Raw genomic sequence first — 17,040 nt, forward strand, 5'->3', positions numbered from 1 at the left:
AGTGGCGGCGGCTGCGCCAGATCGTGATCGCGTGGCATCCTTGGTCATCCCCGCGCAGGCGGGAACCCATTCGATGCCTGTGCAACCCGACGCCACAGGAGATGGGTTCTGCACCTGCGCGGCATGACGTTTCAGGATAAGATGATCCTATTCTAGCCGCGGCTTCGGCGCGCCGACCAATCCAGCGGCCAGCGCCTTGGCACCCCCGCGAAAGGACTTTTACGTGCCCTTCAGCATATTCGAACTCTTCAAGATCGGCGTCGGACCCTCCAGTTCGCACACGATGGGCCCGATGACCGCCGCCTGCCGCTTCGTCTGGGCGCTCGAGGCCGACGGGCTGCTGGCGGCGACGACCCGCGTGACGACTGCGCTCTATGCCTCGCTCGCGCTTACCGGGCGGGGCCATGCGACGGACACCGCCGTCATCATCGGCCTGCACGGCATAGACCCGGAGAGCGTCGATCCCGACAGCGCCGCGCAGCTGCTGCACCGGGTCCGGGATACGCAAACGCTGGCGCTGGCGGGCCACCATCGGATCCGCTTCAGCCAGGCGCAGGACCTGCTGTGGCATGGCGGCGACCAGCTCGCGTTCCACCCCAACGGGCTGTGCTTCACCGCTTACGGCGACAACGGTGACGCCTTGTGCTCGCGAACATACTTCTCGATCGGCGGCGGGTTCGTGCTGGACGAAGACGATGTCGCGGCCGGTCCCGCCAGGGCCGGCGCGATCCTCGAGCCCTACCCGTACCGCGACGCGTCCGAACTGCTGGCCACGGCGGCACAGCACGACATGACCATCGCGCAGGTGGCGCTGGCGAACGAGGACGCCCGGCGCCCCCGCGCCGAGACGATGGCAGGGCTCGCCCAGATCCTCGGCGCCATGGACCAGTGCATCGAACGCGGGCTCGCCGGGACCGGCGAACTGCCTGGGGGCCTCCGGGTGCAGCGCCGCGCGAACCGGCTGCACGCGGAGATCCGCGCCCGGCAGGAGCGCGCGCTCAGCGACCCCCTGGCCATGCTGGACTGGATCAACCTCTGGGCGATCGCCGTCAACGAGGAGAACGCCGCCGGCGGCAAGGTCGTGACCGCGCCCACCAACGGCGCCGCCGGCGTCATTCCGGCCGTGCTGCGCTACCACGAGCGCTTCCAGGTCGGCACGCTCGAAAGCCGCACCACCTTCCTGCTCACCGCTGCGGCCATCGGCGCGCTCTACAAACGCAACGCCAGCATTTCCGCGGCGGAAGTGGGGTGCCAGGGCGAAGTGGGGGTCGCCTGCTCGATGGCGGCGGCGGGCCTCGCCGCGGTGATGGGCGGCTCGAACGCGCAGATCGAGAACGCGGCGGAAATCGGCATGGAGCATAACCTCGGCCTCACCTGCGACCCCATCGGCGGCCTCGTCCAGATCCCCTGCATCGAACGCAACGCCATGGGCGCGGTCAAGGCGATCGACGCGGCCCGGCTCGCGCTGAGCGGTGACGGGCAGCACTATGTCAGCCTCGATCACGTCATCGACACCATGCGCCGCACCGGACGCGACATGAAGCAAAGCTACAAGGAAACCTCGCTCGGCGGCCTGGCGATCTACGCGCCGGCCTGTTGAGGCAAGCCTCAAAACTCCAGCACATTGCGCCGGAACAATGGCGCTTTTCGAACAAGGCTGCGTCGTGGAGGCCAAGTTGTGCGGTGACGTCGCGCACGGCGTCTGCTCCGTCGACTTCCAAATGACACGTTACGGACTCATACGGCATCTGATGAGCCGCAGCGTGCGCGAGGCCGATCGAGGTCTCGTCCCCGAAGATCGCGATCGGCCCCGAAAGCCGGTCCAGGTCGAGCGACGATCGCGGGCCGAATACGTTGCATGCATTGCCGGGCTCCACGGTGCGCAGCCACGCGCTTCTCGGCCCATCGCCATGCGCATAGCCCAGGATACAGGCGCGGCCGGTCGCGGCACTATCCCAGTTCTCGCCTTTATGCCCCCGCCCCACGCCGTGGGGACGGTGGAGCGGAGGGCGGGAAAGAAGTCAGGCCGTTTCTGCCTGAAGGTTGACCGAACTTTCTGCCAGTTTAGTCATATATTCGTCGCCGCCGTAAATATCCTTGGTGGCGTCGCGCAGCTTGTTATTGTCGTCCTTCAATCCCAGCGCTGCGGCAAAGGCAGCTGCGGTTCCAAACCCAGCTATGCCATAATGGCTCATGCGTTGGTACTGAGCGATGATCAGAACGTCGAGCACTGGCCCTTTGGCAGGCCCTTCCTCGAGGACATGTTTCTTCGCCTCGGTCACGAGACCTTCCATCCCCTTGCAATGCTCCTTGGACACTTTCTCGCCTTGCCCGGCGATCAGCTCCTTCAACACGGCCGTGTGCTGGGTGATACCGACATGCGACTTGGCCAGCATATCCTTGACTGCCGGGTCGCTCGCCTTGGTCGTTAATTTCTTCACGACCTTGAGCATCTGATCGTTGGCAGACCACAAATCTTTCAACTCATCAATGTAAACATCGCTCAGATTTTCAGGGGTCGACATGGCGATTCTCCAATACCAGAGCGGCACGCTCTCAGCTGGCGATGAAAGCCATACACCTTCCGTAAGGTTCCAATTTCCGACCTTCACTATAAAGATAATTATTTTTAAATTTCTTAAACTTAACCTGAATTATTTTATATTATCAATAATAGGCCAATTTAGTACATCGGGAAGAGATCGATGCCGCCGTTACCAGACGATCGCGCGTGCTGTTTTAGGCATCCCCTCCCGCCAGTGCTCGGCCATAATGGCATCGCCTTTAGCTCGTCCGTTCAACGGCTTTTGGGACCGTGGAACGGTGTCGCCGCCATTCAGGCATTTTCTTCAAGGAAAGGCTGCAGGACAGACTGAATCAGTCGCTCGCGATCGATTTTACGTTCCGCCTCCTGAGCCGAGGACAATGCAAGCCGATCTATTTCATCCGCCATGTTTCTCCCCTCGCGCGTCAGAATGATCTCAATCGAGTCGATCCTGTCCCGCATGACGGACATCTCCATCGTGAGAGTAACCACTGCGCGGAGCAGATGGTCAACGGCAGGAGTTTCGAGAAACGTGAGATTGCGCGGCGTGGACGGAGGTCCGGAAGGCCATCGAGGGTCTTGCGTGCCGACCGGTTTCACCATGGCTTGCGGCCTCCGAAGAAGAAGTACGTTGCCGCACCGGAAGATTCGTATGCCGTGAAAAGCGTTTCGCGATCAAACCCGGCTTTGGCCAGTTCGGACGCCATGTCGAGATCGACGAAACCGGTCCAGAATGGCTCGCCATTGTGCTGTACCTGCCAGTCATTCGTCGCCTGCTTCACCAGTTCGGTGCGATGCGCGTGATACGGAATGTCCAGATGCAGAATCAGCCCCCCGGGGCGTAGCAGACGCCAGCATTCCTTCAGGATCGGGCCGACCTGTGCTTCCGAGGTTTCGTGGAACATGATGATGGACGTGACGAGGTCGAAGCTCTCATCGGGAAAACCCGTCGAGGCGGCGTCGCATTCGTGAAATTGGATGGCCAGCCCGGCGCTTTCCGCGCTGCCGTGGGCATAACGCAAAAGCGGCCGGGCGCAGTCTAGGCCCACCACCCGGGCGTCCGGGAACAGGCGCTTGTAGGCCTGGGTCTGGTCGCCCGTCGCGCAGCCCATGTCTAGGATCGCGGACGGGATGAGATCGGGCGCCCGGCGTCGAGCCACCTCGATCATGAAACGGCCCATCGAACCGTCTTCGTTCGCCTTGTTCGCAGACATGCCCTTGGCGCCGCGATACAGCTCGAGCGCGCCGGTGTAATTGAGCCCCTGCTCGATGTCGTCGGCCCTTCTCTCGCGCCAGTATCCGCCGGGTTGACGATGAATTTCGGTCGTGCTGACGGGCGCGCGAACCACCAGGCTTTCAGCGAGATGAAGACTGCCCCCACTGGGGCGGGTGTCGCGCAGGTTCCGGAATGCGGCGAGCCGGTCTTCGAGCAGGCGGTCAGTGGTCTCCTGAACCGCATCCCACATCAGGTTCTGGCTATGGTGGGTAAGCGTCGCCCAGAGCCGGAAAAGCGGATCCTTTTCCAGCGCCGCCACCGCCTCCTCGCGATTGGAAGGCCGGGCGCCCGTCGCAAAGCCATAGGCCGGTGCCGCCACCTGCTCGAATTGCCTGGCCAGGGCAGCTTCCACCTCGAAGTTCACAAACCGCTTGAGGCTCCCGACGAAGGCCTGACGCGCGGCTTCGTCGTGATCGGGCGTGAATGCCAGACGATCGATCCTGCTCGCTTCGAGCGAAGTCATTTGGCCCACTTCCTCTCGAACTCCCAGACCTCCTCGAAGCCGATGAGCGAGCAGAATTCCTTGAAATTGAAGATGTCCGCGGGTTCGCCGATGCCGTTGTGCTTGAGGTCGAGAAGCGCCTTTTCGACCGCACGGCTCGCCACCAGGCTGGTCATCGCCGGATAGATCGCGAAGGCAAAACCGATCTCCGCCAGAACCGACGACACCGGCACCGGGGTCAGTCCCCCATTGGCCATGTTGGCGACGATAGGCACGCCGAACGCGGAACAGGTGGTGCGCATCTCTTCCTCGCTGGTCAGCGCTTCTGGGAACAGCACGTCGGCGCCGGCCTTCGCATAGGCCTCCAGCCGCCGCATGACGCCGTCCATGCCCTCGCTTTGCCGGCAGTCCGTGCGCGCGATGACGAGGAAATCCTCGGAAGTGCGCGCCTCTACCGCGACCTTGATCTTCTCGACCATGTCCTCGGTCGATATCACGCGCTTGTACGGCGTATGCCCGCACTTCTTGGGAAATTCCTGATCCTCGATCTGGATCGCGGTTACGCCCGCCGCTTCATACCCCTTGACCGTGTGATGGACGTTGAGCAGCCCGCCGTAGCCGGTATCGGCATCGGCAATGACCGCCGCGTTGCTCGTGCGCACCAGCGTTTCCATGCGATTGCGCATTTCGGTGAAGGTGGCGATGCCTGCGTCGGGCAGTCCCCAGGCGGACGCGGTGAGCCAATAGCCGGTGCCGTAGACGAGATCGAACTCAACCTTGTTGGCGATGACCGCCGTGATCATGTCCTGGATGCCGGGCACAACGAAGAAATTGCCGCTTGCCAGCTTTTGTCGAAGGATGGGACTTGCCATGGGGACTTCCTGGGATCGTGAATGAGAGGGGCCGGTCAGGCCGGCGGACGCGAAAGTGCCGCGAGGTAGGCGATCGTCTCCGCCTCGCTGACGACGTCGGCGTACTTGGCTTCCATGTCGAAGAGGTTGGCGCGGTGCGGATCGGGATGACGGTCGCCGCAGGCTTCCTCGACCACCATCGTGCGGAAGCCGTGCTGCATCGAATCGACGCAGGTCGCGCGGATGCAGCCGCTGGTGGTCACGCCGGTGAGCAGCACGGTATCGCGGCCCATCGCCGTCAGCGTGGCGGCGAGTGACGTGCCGAAGAAGGCGCTGGCATATTGCTTGGAAACGACGAGTTCTTCCTCGCGGGGTTCGAGCCCGCTGGGCCAGGCGGCCATCGGATTACCCCGCGTGAAATAGCGCATCGGCTTCGACTTCTCGAAGAAGCGGCCGCCGTCGATACCGCTGGGATGCAGCACGACGTTGGTGAGTATGACCGGGATGCCTGCGGCGGCGGCGGCCTCGCGCACGCGGAGCGCCGATGCCAGGGCCTCCTCGACGCCGGCATAGAGATCGCACGATGGATCGAAATAGCCCTGGACGAAATCGACGAGCAGCAGTGCGGGCCGTTCGCCAAAGCCAACACGGCGGCCATAGGCGCGCTTGTAGTTGTCCGTCAGGTCGTCGCTCATTTACAGGTTCTCGTATAGCCAGGGTTGGAGTTGGTGCTGGCGCGCCTCGAAGGTGAGGATCACATCCCGTTCGTTGGCGAGAATGCCGTCGATCTCATCGAGCCCGCTCAGCAGCCGCTGCCGTGTTGCCGGCGGGATGGCCAAGCGGATCGGCAGGTCGGGGCCGCGAATCTCCTGCGCCTCGAGATCGACCGTGACGCTGCCCGCCGCAGCGATCCGCTCGATTTCCGCGCGTGGCAGCGGCAGCGCCAGCATGCCGTTGCGAAGGGCGTTGGCGGCGAATATCTCGCCAAAGGAAACGGCGATCACGCAGCGAATGCCGAAATCGTCCAGCGCCCAGACCGCCTGTTCGCGGCTCGATCCGGTGCCGAAATCCTCTCCGGCAAGCAGGATCTGCGCCCCGGCCAGTGTGGGATCGTCAAAGACCGACCCCGGTATGGGCGCCCCTTCCGCCGTGAACCGGCGATCGCGGAACAGGCAATCGCGCAGTCCTTCGCGCTGCATCAGCAGGAGGAATCGCGCCGGGAAGATCAGGTCGGTGTCGACCCTGTCCTCCATCAGCGGAAGGACCTGCGAAGTTATCCGGCGCAGCGGGGTCATCGGACCAGCTCGCGCACGTCGGTCAGCCGGCCGGTGACGGCGGCGGCAGCAGCCATGCCCGGGCTCATCAGGTGCGTTCGCGCGCGTGGGCCCTGCCGGCCTTCGAAATTGCGATTGGAGGTCGAGGCACAGCGCTCGCCCGGCCCGACCATGTCGCCGTTCATCCCGACGCACATCGAGCACCCCGCTTCGCGCCACTCGAACCCGGCGGACCGGAAGATGTCGTCTAGCCCCTCTTCTTCCGCCTGCTTCTTCACGGCGGTAGAGCCCGGCACGACGATGGCCCGAACACGGGCCGCGACCTGCCGGCCGTGCGCGACCTTTGCCGCCTCCCGCAGATCCTCGATCCGCCCGTTCGTACAAGAACCGATGAAGACGCGGTCGATCGCGATGTCGCCAAGCAGCATGCCAGCGTCCAGCCCCATGTAGTCCAGCGCGCGCGCAATCCGCCTGCGCTCTCCTTTGGTAACAGTGTCCGCCGGATCAGGCACATGCCCGTCGATCGGCAGCGCATCCTGCGGACTGGTGCCCCAAGTGACCTGGGGCGCGAGCGCCGAGACGTCGAACGTCACCGTCCGATCGTAGCGCGCCTCAGGGTCCGACGGCAGGGTCCGCCAATAGGCCAGCGCCTGCGCGAAAGTCTCGCCCTGCGGCGCTCTTTCGGTGTGTTCCAGCCAGGCGAAGGTCGTCTCGTCGGGCGCGACCAGCCCCACCCTAGCCCCTGCCTCGATCGTCATGTTGCACAAGGTCATGCGCGCCGCCATCGACATGGCCGCGATTGCGGGACCTCGGTATTCGACCGCATAACCGGTGGCGAAGCCGATGCCATGCCGCCCGATCAGCGCGAGTGCGATGTCCTTCGCCCCCGCCCCGGGCGGCAGCGTGCCGGCCAGGCGGACCTCCATCGTCGCCGCGCGCTGTTGCACGATCGTCTGCGTGGCCAGCACCGTGGCGCAATCGCTGGCACCGATGCCGAAGGCCAGCGCGCCGAATGCGCCGTGGGTCGAGGTGTGGCTGTCACCGCACACGAGCGTCGTGCCAGGCAGAGTGAAGCCCAGTTCCGGCCCGATGACATGGACGATGCCTTGCCGCCGGTCATCGAGATCGATGTGCTCGATGCCGAAATCGTGCGCGTTGACGCGCAGAGCCTCGATCTGTGCCCGGGCCGCCGGTTCGGCCATGGCGAGGTCGCGCGACGTTGTCGGGACCGCGTGATCGGGCAGCGCGAGGTTCGTCGCGGGACGCCACGGCATCCGTCCGGCCGCGCGCAGACCGGCAAAGGACTGGTGTGTGCTGGTCTCCTGAAGCAGGTGGCGGTCGACATAGATCAGCGCCGTGCCATCGCCGTAGTCGCGCACGACGTGCGTATCCCACAGCTTTTCGTAGAGGGTGCGCGCTTTCGTCATAGAGCTTCCTCCCGGCGCTGCGCCGCCAGTTCCAGCAATCGCCGGTTCCGCCATGCCGACCGCGCGGCCAGTTCGCTTCCGGGCAGCGCCCCCCGCCGCTGCGTCGCGGCGCGCGCAACCGTGCCCTCGGACCAGTCGGGCGCCATCCCGCGCGAGCGGCCGATCGAACTATAGAGCGGCGCCAGCCGCCGCGCATAGTCGGCGATGCCGCCGGGCGCATTGAGGTCGATCGTCTCGAACGGCCCCATGAACGACCACCGCGTTCCCAGACCGTGCGAGACCGCCAGGTCGATGTCCGCGACGTTGGCATAGCCCTCGCCGAACAGCGTCCAGGCCTCGTTGAGCAGCGCGCCCTGCAGGCGGTTGAGAATGAAGCCCTCGATCTCGCGCGTCACCGTGATCGGGGCCTGGCCGATTGCGGTCATCAGGTCACGGATGACCGGCACGAGCGCCATGTCGGACCACGGTGCCGGAACGATCTCGACCAGCGGGACCAGATGGGGCGGATTGACCGGATGAACCACCAAGAAGCGCTCGCGGTTGCGCAGTTCCTCGGTGAAGGCCGAGGCGAGGATGCCGGAGGTGGAACTGCCTACCATGGCATTCGGCGGCAGGCAGGCGTCGATCGCGGCGCAGGCGCCGCGCTTCACGTCGATGCGCTCGAAGACAGACTCCTGCACATATGCGGCCGCGCCGACCGCATCCTCGATCCGTTCGCAGGTGACGATCCGGGTCAGAGCGGCTTCCACGTCGTCACACAGACCTGCCGTTGCCATGGCCGCCAGTTCACACGCAGCAAGATCGAGCGCCCGGACACGCGCTGCGGGGTCGGCGTCGAACAGCCGCACCTCGCGGCCCGAGAGTGCGAAGAGGATCGCCCAGCCCGTGCCGATGAGGCCGCTGCCCACCACGGCAACGGTCTTTATGTCGTCAACCGTCGTCATTCCAGTTCCCCGGCCCATCCGCTCATCACCCGGCCTGCTTAAGGGCGTGGATGACCTGCATGCGCATCGCGCTGCGCACACCGTGGTCCGCATAATCGACGCCCATCCCGGAGGCCTTGATCTGGGGGAAGGGCAATGCGGTGTCGAAGGCGCCGTGCTGGTTCACCCAGCCGGTGCCCACGGCAAGGCGAGCCGCGATCTCGTTGCCCCGCGCGATGTCGGTCGTCCAGATAGATCCCGTCAGCCCATAGGGACCGCCGTTGATGCGCGCGATGACGGTATCGAGATCGTCGTATGCGACGACCGGGATGATCGGCCCGAACTGCTCTTCATCGACGATTCGGGCCCCGTCCGACAGTCCCGCGATCACGGTCGGCGGATAGAAATAGCCCGCGCGATCGAGGGACATGCCACCACACAGTATCTGGCCCCCGGCCGCCCTTGCGTCGTCCACGAAAGCCCGGATTTTTTCAAGCTGCGCCTTGTTCTGGATGGGCCCCATATCGACCTCGGGGTCAAGCCCGGAGCCGATGCGAATGGCCGTCGCGGCGGCCACCAGTTGCGCGCAGACCTCGTCATGCATCGCGGCGGGCACGTAGACCCGCTTGATCGCCGCGCAGAACTGCCCGCGATTGGCCAGCGCCGTGGCGACGATCGCCGCCACGAGCGCCGGCACGGAACCATCAGGCATCAGGATCGCGGCGTCGTTACCGCCCAGTTCGAGCGTGACCGGCCGCAGAAATTCGCTGGACTGCCGGGCGATGGCCACCCCGGTGGCGGTCGATCCCGTGAACGAGACCTTGTCGATGCCTGAATGCGCCACCAGCGCCGCACCGACCGACCGCCCCCCGCCGATGACGTTCAAGACCCCGGCCGGCAGGACATCGCGAGCCAGGCGTCCGATCTCCAGCGTCGTGAGCGGGGTGAATTCCGAGGGTTTGAGCACGACGGTGTTGCCGCCGATCAGGGCATTGGCGACCTTCTGGAAACCGAGCCCGACCGGATAGTTCCAGGGCCCGATCGCGGCGACCACACCCAGCGGGCTCCAGCGCTGGGTGACCATACGCGTCGCATCGTCGATCAGGACCGCGTCTGGAATGCGAACGGAGGCGAGCAGGCGCAGGCTGGCGGCAGCATCGACGATAGCGGGCAGAGCCGCCGCAGCGGTCATGCCCTGCTCCATGGTCAGCAGCGTCGCCAGATAGGGCGCGTTGTCGTCCATCACGGCGGTAAGACGGCGGATGTGGTGTTCGCGCTCATCCCAGCTCAGCGCAGCCCAGGCCGGTTGCGCCTGCCGCGCGGCAGCGATGGCCCGGTCCACGTCTTCCGGCGACGCCACCGGGCTGCGCTGGAACGCCTCCCCGGTCGCAGGATCGATCACGTCCTCGAAAGCCGTGGCGACGGGCTGTCCGTCGATCGTCTGGGTAAAACCGACAGCGCGAATGCGCTCGACGAAGTCGTTCATGTCTGGGGGATCTCTTGCAGGGATTCCATGCCGGCGTGATAAGGGCCGAGGCGCGAGAGCAGGATGCTGGCGACCGCAAAGGTGCCGACGAAGAAATACAGCGCCGGCGCATGGCTGTGGAAGATGTCCGCCGACAATGAGGTCAGCAGCGGCGCAAAGCCGGATCCGGTCGCGAAGAAGGCGTATATCCAGCCGAAATTCTCCGCATAGGCGCGCGTACCCAGATAGCGGGGAATGAGGTAGGCGATGAAGTTGACTTCGGCGCCGACGACCATGCCGATGGTCATCGTGGCGAAGGTCGCCTGCCAGCCGGTGGCGCCCATCGCGAGCATTGTCGTGCCGATCATGGGAAATAGCGCGAAGATAGCAGCGACATAAGGCGCGAACATGCGGTCCATGAGATAGCCGGCCATGGGCGGCCCCAGGATGAGCGCTATGCCCAGCGCGCCCTGCGCGACGACGGCCTCATCCGCCGGGACGCCGTTACTGGTCAGGATGGGGAAGAGCTGGAGCATCACGCCGCCCGTGCCGAGCGACATCACGAAGAACACCAGCGCCATCTTCCAGAAGACGGGCCGCGCTCGCGATTCCCTGGCCGTATAGCCCAGGGCGGGGGAAGCGGGTGCGGCGGCGTTCGGTGCGGAGCGGGTCCCGTCCGCCCCCACCGCCAAGGGACGGCCGTCCTGCGCCAACCCCTTGCTTTCGGGCTTGTCGTGCAGCCACACGAACAGGATCGGCGCGACGACGAAGAGGCTGACCAGACCCAGGCTGGCGAAAGCGGCGCGCCAGCCGAGCCATTCGATCATGTACTGGGTCCAGGCGGAGGCGATCGCGCCGCCGATGCCCACGCCCGCCACCGCCGTGCCGAAGGCCTGCCCGCGAAACTCGGAAAACCACTGACCGATCACCCGGGAGAACGCCACCGACGAGATCCCGGCCCCGGCCAGCTGCATGATGCCGAACAGGACATAGAACCATAGCAGCGAGGCAGGGAGCCAATAGAGACAGAACAGGAAGAGGCCCAGCACCACGGTGGAGGCGATCGCGAACATGCGCACGTTGAAACGGTCGAACAGGCGGCCAGCGAACGGGGAGGTGACGATCACGATCAACGCACCGATCGTGAGCGCGCTCGCATACTGCGTCTGGGTCCAGCCGAATTCCTGCGTGATCGGCCGCTGGAATATCGAGAAGGCGAAGGACATGATGACTGTCGGCCCCCAGGCCAGAGCAGCCATCGCCGCCAGGGTCAGCCCCCGCGTGTTTCTCGGCATCGCGGCGATGACCAGCACGGCCAGCGCGGTTGCAATAACCGCGCTGCGGAGAATCGCCGGCACGAGGAAGACTGTCACCGCGATCGCGAGCGACAAAGCGGCGAGTTTCTTATCGCGTCGGGGACGGTTCTGCATGACCGCGAGTACATCCCACGGCTCGATGCATGTCAAGTTTGTATTGACACTTTTACATAAAAACCAAATTATGTTTGCGTATTTTATGATCCGCAGGCGCGGGCGAGGTGTGGGCAATCCGTTCCATCACCGCCCGCTTCGAACCAGGGACATCGGAAAAACGTCATGAGCGACCATGTGGAAACCATCCTCCGGGCCAGCTTCACGCAGACGATCGGCGGTGCCCCCGTCGCGACCGCGTTCGAAGATGTCCTCGACCCGGCGCGGGGCAAGCCGTTCCAGCAAAGCCCCGTCGCCAGCGATGCCGAAGTGGGCATGGCCGTCGCGGCGGCGCGGCGCGCCCAGCCGGGCTGGGCGGCGCTGAGCTGGGACGAGCGCGCCCGCCTGATCCACGCCCTCGCCGACGTGATCGAGGACAACATCGAATACCTGATGACCCTGCAGACGATGGAGCAGGGCATGCCGCTGGCGACCGCCCGCATCTGCATCACGCTGGGCACGGCGAGCATGCGGACCTTCGCGGCGATCCGGGTCGAGGACCGCGTCTTGGTCGACGATGCAAGCCGGCAGGTGGTCGAGACATGGCATCCGCTGGGCGTGGTCGCGGCGATATCGCCCTGGAACTTTCCCATCGCGCTCGGCTTCCAGAAGGTCGGCAATGCACTGATCGGCGGCAACACGGTGGTGCTCAAGCCATCCGAGCTGACCCCGCTCACGACACTTGAGATCGGCCGCCTGGCCCGCGCGGTGCTTCCGCCCGGGGTGCTCAACGTAATCGGCGGCGGGCGTGCCTCGGGCGCGGCGCTGGTTGCCCATCCCGGCGTGGACAAGGTCTCCTTCACCGGCTCCACCGCGACCGGCGTCGCCATAGCGCGCGAATCCGGCGGCCACCTGCGTCCGGTGACGCTGGAACTGGGCGGCAACGACGCGGCGATCCTGCTCGACGACGGCTCGGTCGACGCGCTCGTCGCGATGATCGTCGAGAAGTCGCTCGCCAATCGCGGGCAGTATTGCGCCGCGGTCAAGCGGGTTTACGTCCCCACCGCCCGGCACGACGAATTCTGCAAGGCCCTGGTCCGCGCGGTGGAAACGATCCGCATCGGCAACGGACTCGATCCCGAAACCGAAATGGGGCCGATCCAGAACAGGATCCAGTTCGACAAGATCTGCCGCTATGTCGACGGCGCGAGGCTCGCCGGCGGGCGCATCCTGACCGGCGGCGCGCCCCTCGAGGGCGAGGGCTATTACTATCCCCCCACCGTGATCGCCGGGCTCTCCGACGGCGCCGAAATCGTCGATGAAGAGCAGTTCGGCCCGATCATGCCCGTCATCGCCTACGACTCCCTCGACGACGTGATCGACCGGGTCAACGCCGGCCCGTACGGCCTGACCGGTTCGTTCTGGACCTCGGATATCCCGCGCGGCATCGCGCTCGCCTCGCGGCTCGCGGTCGGCACGGGGTGGGTCAACCAGCACGGCAATTTCGACCTGAACCTGCCCTTCCCGCTCATCAAGGCGTCGGGCATGGGCTTCGATTTCGCCGACCACGGGGTCAAGGGCGCGATGCGGATGCAGGTCATCCATGCGGTGAAGACCGTCTGATCGCTCGCGCGGCGGCGCCGCCCATTCTCGTCGAAACGGAGTGTCTCGAATGAACGTCAGAATGACGGTAGGATCGTATATCATGCGGCCTTTGGACAATCCCGAAAGCACCCTGTTCTGGGAGACGTTCATCGTGACGTCCAATCCCGACGGCAGCCGTACGGCGCAGACCATGGGGCGTTTTCCCGGCAACATCATGGTGCGCTACGTGACGCAGAGCGTCGCGGCGGATTTCACGCCGATCGACGGTTTCGTGCGGGTTTTCACCGACCGCGTCTATCAGGGCGCGATGGTGCGCCATGTGACCGGCGGCACGGTGACCTCGCTGGTGCTGCCGCCCGACGGCGGGCCGATCGACACCGCCGAGATCGCACTGGACACGCCCGATATGATGCTGAGCTATCACCCCTCGGCCGTCGAAGGGTGGAAGCTGCAGAAGCTCGACCATTCGCACAGCGAGCCGCAGATGCTGCATTATCTGTCCAGTTCATTGACCTGGAACGGCGGCACGATCGGGCACGGCGGGGTGGCGGACATGCCGGTCCGCTATCTGGGCGAGGACGAGGTGACGGTCCCCGCCGGGACGTTCCCGTGCCGCCACTACGTCTGGAGCACCGGCAAGCTCGACGGCGACCTCGAGATATGGTCGACCGGCGAAGACCAGATCGTCGCCAAGATGAACGGCCCGCATCGCGGTTTCTCGTGGGAACTGGACAGCTATTCCATGACCGAGTTCGGCGACGCGATGGAATACCCCTTCCACGACAAATAAGGGCACGTTAGCGCCGCATTAGCGCTGCAACAGGACATGGACGGCGGGGGCGGCCCAACCGGCGCCCCCGCCCCCTGTCAGCACTCGAATTCGCGCACGTCGTCGAATTCGGTCACTTCATAGGTTTCCAGCTCATAGCGCAGCCGCTTGGCGCTGCCGTCCATGCGCACGACGATCTCGTCGATCCCGGTCGTGTAGATGTCGAGGTCGCCGTCGAAGGCGAGCGTGTGCCAGACGTAGTGGTGGCACGGGAAGGTCCCGGCCGGCGTCGTGATCTCCTCCTCGCCGAGATATTCGACCTGGCATTCGAGCGGGATCGCGTGCTCCAGCGTGCCGCCGTTCCAGGTGTGCGAGACCGTCAGCAGATGCATCGTCTGCGGGCCCCTGATCGACCGGTCGATCTTCTGCAGCTTCCAGCTTTCGACCGAGCTGGGGTGATAGCCCAGCACCGTGTCGGGGTGTGCGAACGGGATCGTCGCCTGGTCGATCGGCGCGCCGTTCGGCGGCATCAGCATCGAGGTGAGCGTGCCGTCCACGACGCGGCGCACCAGCATGCCCTGGAACACGTTGTCGATGTAGAGCCGCGAGACGCCGTCGACGGGGGTGAAATCGGCGGACACCGTCTGGGTGACGTGGCGCACGACCTGCGTGCCCGGGAAACGCGACAGCGTCTGCGCCGTCCGGCTGCCGTCGGGATTGTGGCTGATGGTGAAGGTCTCCCAGTCATGCCGCTCCTCGAGCTTGTCGAGCGAGCAGATGATGTGAGTGCCGATGGTCCGTGTCAGGGGCATGGTATGTCCTTTCGAAGTGGGCGCGAGGGACGGCAGCGACGCGCTGGCCGTGCCTTCGCCGGTCAGTCGTGAAGCGCGAGTTCGGGCACGTCGCCGAAGACGGTTTCGGTGTAGCTGGACAGCTCGTAGCGGAACGGCCGGCGATCGCCGTCCATCCGGGCGCAGATCGCGTTGTCGCCGGTCAGCCAGAGCTGCAGGTCGCCGTCCATGTGCGCGCCGGTATGCCAGACGTAGCGGTGGCACCGGAACGTGCCGGCGGCGGTCGTGATCTCTTCCTCGCCCATGTATTCGACCAGCATCTCGCCCTTCTTGCCGTGGTCGAGCGTGTGGCCGTTCCACGTCATCGACACGGTGAACAGGCGCAGTGTCTGCGGACCCTGCACGGTGCGGTCGAGCTTCATCAGCTTCCAGCCCTCGGCCGTGGTCGGATGGTAGCCGAGCACCATGTCGGGGCCGTCGAGGTCGAAGGTCTGGAAATCGACGCCCTCGTCGCCGGCCGGCAGGCGGATCGAGACGAGCTTGTCGCCTTCGACGCGGCGCACGAGCCCGCCCTTGTACACGTTGTCGACGTAGAGGCGGACGAACCCGTCGATCGGGGTGAAGTCCGGGGAGACCGTCTGGGTAACGTGGCGAACGACCGAACAGCCCGGAAACCGCGACATCGTCTGCGAGGTCCGGCTGCCATCGGGGTTGGTCGTGACGATGAAGTCTTCCCAGCTGACCTGCTCGGCCGGATCGTCGAGCGAGCACATTATGTAGGAACCGACTACGCGGGTCAGGGACATGTCGTGATACTCCTTCTGGACTTGAGAGGGACACGCCCGGCCGGTCTGGAAATCGGCGGGCCGTTCGGGCAGGACATCGCGTGGGAAGCCGGTTGGAGATGCGGACGATGCGCAGTGCCGCGCCCGGGGTGGAAGACGATACGGGGCGGGGCGAAGCACCGCCTTTCGGCATCTTATCCATAATTATTTTGTTTTTCTACGGATAAAGCAATATTTTATTGCTTAGACGCAGCCGTCGCCCACAGGGGATAAGCCATGGTCGCCGTCGCCGGCGCGATCGGGATTCGCGTGGGCCGCCCATGCCGATATGCCCCGCGCCGCCGCACCCCTCGCCTGCGGGGAAAATTGCCCCGACGTTGATCGCGGCCGGAATGTCTGGCTTGGGAAGTTCCCGGCTTTGCTGATAGAGATGCCACACAAGCATCGGCCGATCATGATCGCGATCGCTCGAAACAAGGGTGCACGGAATGGATTTTGACAACATTTCCCGGTTTGTCGCGGTTGTCGACAACGGCAGCTTCGCGGCTGCCGCACGGATCCTGGAGATCACGCCGCAGGCGCTTTCCACCTCGATCGCCAAGCTGGAGAAATCGCTGGGCGTGACGCTGTTCGACCGTGAGCGCGGCGGCATCACGCGCCCCACGGAATTCGGCAATGCGTTCCTGCCGCATGCGCGCTTCATGATGGCGGCCGAGCGGCGCGCGGTCGAGGAAGTCCATGCCCGGCGCGACGCGCGCAGCGGCTGGGTCCGGCTCGGCGTCGGCGAAAGCATAGCCGGCGCGCCGATCGCCCGGGCCATCGCCCGCCTGCGCGAGACCGCTCCCGATGCCCGCATCGCCGTCGTCGAGGGCTATACCCAGGACCTGCTCGCGCGGCTCGACGCCGGTGAGTTCGACCTCGTCGCCGGTGCGCCCGACAATGCCCGGACGCCCCGGCAGAACCTCGTGCAGACCCTGCTCTACGGCTCGCGCGACGTCATCATCGCGCGCCGCGAGCATCCGCTGGCCGGCAAGCGCAACGTCACGCTCGAGGACATGCAGGACTATACCTGGATGCTGTCGCATTCCCGCCGCGACAGTTACGAAGTGACGGTGGCGACGTATGCCCAGCACGGCCTGCGCCCGCCCGGCCATGTGCTCTATTCGGACTCGGCGACCGTCGGCCTCGAACTGCTGGCCAACGACGACTACCTGCTGTTCGTCTCGCGCGATATCTGCTGGCCGCGGCTCGGCACCGAGCATGCGCCCTTCGTGATGATCGACGCGCCGCTGCCGCTGATCGAGCGCCAGGCCTGCCTGCTGTACCGTTCCGACTATCCGCTGAGCGCGATGGCCGACCAGCTTCGCGCGCACATCATCGCCGAGATCGCGGCGAGCGAAGGTGACGGCGGCATGCGCCTGCTGCCCCCCGCGCCCAAGGCCAGACGCGTGCGCGCCAAGGTCGCCTGACCGGCCGCG

General features: G+C 65.3%; 16 protein-coding genes. 4 read left to right on the forward strand and 12 right to left on the reverse strand.

Annotated features, from left to right (window positions below; all coding sequences use genetic code 11):
* The first annotated feature begins 223 nt into the window (after positions 1 to 223).
* Positions 224 to 1,600, forward strand: a complete 1,377-nt coding sequence (locus AC07M9_RS17245) for an L-serine ammonia-lyase (RefSeq protein ID WP_494885364.1) — start codon at positions 224 to 226, stop codon at positions 1,598 to 1,600.
* A 421-nt stretch (positions 1,601 to 2,021) separates the two neighbouring features.
* Here AC07M9_RS17245 and AC07M9_RS17250 read toward each other — a convergent pair whose 3' ends face one another.
* From AC07M9_RS17250 to AC07M9_RS17295, 10 genes are all read right to left on the reverse strand, one after another.
* Complete coding sequence (locus tag AC07M9_RS17250; protein ID WP_494885365.1) at positions 2,022 to 2,525, reverse strand: DUF892 family protein; 504 nt, start codon at positions 2,523 to 2,525, stop codon at positions 2,022 to 2,024.
* Positions 2,526 to 2,836: 311 nt separating this feature from the next.
* Positions 2,837 to 3,007, reverse strand: a complete 171-nt coding sequence (locus AC07M9_RS17255; RefSeq protein WP_494885366.1) for a hypothetical protein — start codon at positions 3,005 to 3,007, stop codon at positions 2,837 to 2,839.
* A gap of 134 nt (positions 3,008 to 3,141) precedes the next feature.
* A complete protein-coding gene (locus AC07M9_RS17260; protein WP_494885368.1) occupies positions 3,142 to 4,284 on the reverse strand; it encodes a class I SAM-dependent methyltransferase in 1,143 nt (380 codons plus the stop codon).
* A complete protein-coding gene (locus AC07M9_RS17265) occupies positions 4,281 to 5,135 on the reverse strand; it encodes an isocitrate lyase/PEP mutase family protein (protein ID WP_494885369.1) in 855 nt (284 codons plus the stop codon). The genes AC07M9_RS17260 and AC07M9_RS17265 overlap by 4 nt, the downstream gene beginning before the upstream one ends.
* A 35-nt stretch (positions 5,136 to 5,170) precedes the next feature.
* Complete coding sequence (locus tag AC07M9_RS17270; protein WP_494885371.1) at positions 5,171 to 5,809, reverse strand: isochorismatase family protein; 639 nt, start codon at positions 5,807 to 5,809, stop codon at positions 5,171 to 5,173.
* Positions 5,810 to 6,409: a 3-isopropylmalate dehydratase small subunit gene (leuD, locus tag AC07M9_RS17275; RefSeq protein ID WP_494885373.1), complete on the reverse strand. Its 600-nt coding sequence runs from the start codon at positions 6,407 to 6,409 to the stop codon at positions 5,810 to 5,812.
* Positions 6,406 to 7,815: a 3-isopropylmalate dehydratase large subunit gene (gene leuC, locus AC07M9_RS17280; RefSeq protein WP_494885375.1), complete on the reverse strand. Its 1,410-nt coding sequence runs from the start codon at positions 7,813 to 7,815 to the stop codon at positions 6,406 to 6,408. Before leuC ends, leuD begins: the two co-directional genes overlap by 4 nt.
* The gene (locus AC07M9_RS17285) at positions 7,812 to 8,759 is read right to left on the reverse strand and encodes a 3-hydroxyacyl-CoA dehydrogenase (protein ID WP_494885377.1); all 948 of its coding nucleotides are present in this window, start codon (positions 8,757 to 8,759) and stop codon (positions 7,812 to 7,814) included. The genes leuC and AC07M9_RS17285 overlap by 4 nt, the downstream gene beginning before the upstream one ends.
* A 25-nt stretch (positions 8,760 to 8,784) precedes the next feature.
* Positions 8,785 to 10,224: an aldehyde dehydrogenase family protein gene (locus AC07M9_RS17290; protein ID WP_494885379.1), complete on the reverse strand. Its 1,440-nt coding sequence runs from the start codon at positions 10,222 to 10,224 to the stop codon at positions 8,785 to 8,787.
* On the reverse strand, positions 10,221 to 11,633 hold the full coding sequence (locus AC07M9_RS17295; RefSeq protein WP_494885381.1) for an MFS transporter: 1,413 nt from the start codon (positions 11,631 to 11,633) through the stop codon (positions 10,221 to 10,223). Before AC07M9_RS17295 ends, AC07M9_RS17290 begins: the two co-directional genes overlap by 4 nt.
* A 165-nt stretch (positions 11,634 to 11,798) precedes the next feature.
* Here AC07M9_RS17295 and AC07M9_RS17300 point away from each other — a divergent pair, with 165 nt between their 5' ends.
* Together AC07M9_RS17300 and AC07M9_RS17305 are read left to right on the forward strand one after the other, a co-directional pair.
* A complete protein-coding gene (locus AC07M9_RS17300; RefSeq protein WP_494885383.1) occupies positions 11,799 to 13,235 on the forward strand; it encodes an aldehyde dehydrogenase family protein in 1,437 nt (478 codons plus the stop codon).
* Between the two features lie 61 nt (positions 13,236 to 13,296).
* The gene (locus AC07M9_RS17305; RefSeq protein ID WP_494885385.1) at positions 13,297 to 14,007 is read left to right on the forward strand and encodes a hypothetical protein; all 711 of its coding nucleotides are present in this window, start codon (positions 13,297 to 13,299) and stop codon (positions 14,005 to 14,007) included.
* A 77-nt stretch (positions 14,008 to 14,084) separates the two neighbouring features.
* On the opposite strand, the gene AC07M9_RS17310 is transcribed toward AC07M9_RS17305, so the two are convergent.
* Positions 14,085 to 14,798 (reverse strand): hypothetical protein, encoded by a 714-nt coding sequence (locus tag AC07M9_RS17310; RefSeq protein ID WP_494885387.1) that lies wholly within the window; start codon positions 14,796 to 14,798, stop codon positions 14,085 to 14,087.
* A 62-nt stretch (positions 14,799 to 14,860) separates the two neighbouring features.
* Complete coding sequence (locus AC07M9_RS17315) at positions 14,861 to 15,583, reverse strand: hypothetical protein (RefSeq protein WP_494885389.1); 723 nt, start codon at positions 15,581 to 15,583, stop codon at positions 14,861 to 14,863.
* Between the two features lie 467 nt (positions 15,584 to 16,050).
* Here AC07M9_RS17315 and AC07M9_RS17320 point away from each other — a divergent pair, with 467 nt between their 5' ends.
* On the forward strand, positions 16,051 to 17,031 hold the full coding sequence (locus tag AC07M9_RS17320; protein ID WP_494885390.1) for a LysR family transcriptional regulator: 981 nt from the start codon (positions 16,051 to 16,053) through the stop codon (positions 17,029 to 17,031).
* The last annotated feature ends 9 nt before the right edge of the window (positions 17,032 to 17,040 follow it).

Source organism: Novosphingobium sp. GW821-FHT09E05 (assembly GCF_059416165.1).

Excerpts from the sequence above, each read along its gene's own strand:
- AC07M9_RS17250 (WP_494885365.1), bottom strand. The coding sequence starts at position 2,525 with ATGTCGACCCCTGAAAATCTGAGCGATGTTTACATTGATGAGTTGAAA.
- AC07M9_RS17255 (WP_494885366.1), bottom strand. The coding sequence starts at position 3,007 with ATGCGGGACAGGATCGACTCGATTGAGATCATTCTGACGCGCGAGGGG.
- AC07M9_RS17260 (WP_494885368.1), bottom strand. The coding sequence starts at position 4,284 with ATGACTTCGCTCGAAGCGAGCAGGATCGATCGTCTGGCATTCACGCCC.
- AC07M9_RS17265 (WP_494885369.1), bottom strand. The coding sequence starts at position 5,135 with ATGGCAAGTCCCATCCTTCGACAAAAGCTGGCAAGCGGCAATTTCTTC.
- AC07M9_RS17270 (WP_494885371.1), bottom strand. The coding sequence starts at position 5,809 with ATGAGCGACGACCTGACGGACAACTACAAGCGCGCCTATGGCCGCCGT.
- leuD (WP_494885373.1), bottom strand. The coding sequence starts at position 6,409 with ATGACCCCGCTGCGCCGGATAACTTCGCAGGTCCTTCCGCTGATGGAG.
- leuC (WP_494885375.1), bottom strand. The coding sequence starts at position 7,815 with ATGACGAAAGCGCGCACCCTCTACGAAAAGCTGTGGGATACGCACGTC.
- AC07M9_RS17285 (WP_494885377.1), bottom strand. The coding sequence starts at position 8,759 with ATGACGACGGTTGACGACATAAAGACCGTTGCCGTGGTGGGCAGCGGC.
- AC07M9_RS17290 (WP_494885379.1), bottom strand. The coding sequence starts at position 10,224 with ATGAACGACTTCGTCGAGCGCATTCGCGCTGTCGGTTTTACCCAGACG.
- AC07M9_RS17295 (WP_494885381.1), bottom strand. The coding sequence starts at position 11,633 with ATGCAGAACCGTCCCCGACGCGATAAGAAACTCGCCGCTTTGTCGCTC.
- AC07M9_RS17300 (WP_494885383.1), top strand. The coding sequence starts at position 11,799 with ATGAGCGACCATGTGGAAACCATCCTCCGGGCCAGCTTCACGCAGACG.
- AC07M9_RS17305 (WP_494885385.1), top strand. The coding sequence starts at position 13,297 with ATGACGGTAGGATCGTATATCATGCGGCCTTTGGACAATCCCGAAAGC.
- AC07M9_RS17310 (WP_494885387.1), bottom strand. The coding sequence starts at position 14,798 with ATGCCCCTGACACGGACCATCGGCACTCACATCATCTGCTCGCTCGAC.
- AC07M9_RS17315 (WP_494885389.1), bottom strand. The coding sequence starts at position 15,583 with ATGTCCCTGACCCGCGTAGTCGGTTCCTACATAATGTGCTCGCTCGAC.
- AC07M9_RS17320 (WP_494885390.1), top strand. The coding sequence starts at position 16,051 with ATGGATTTTGACAACATTTCCCGGTTTGTCGCGGTTGTCGACAACGGC.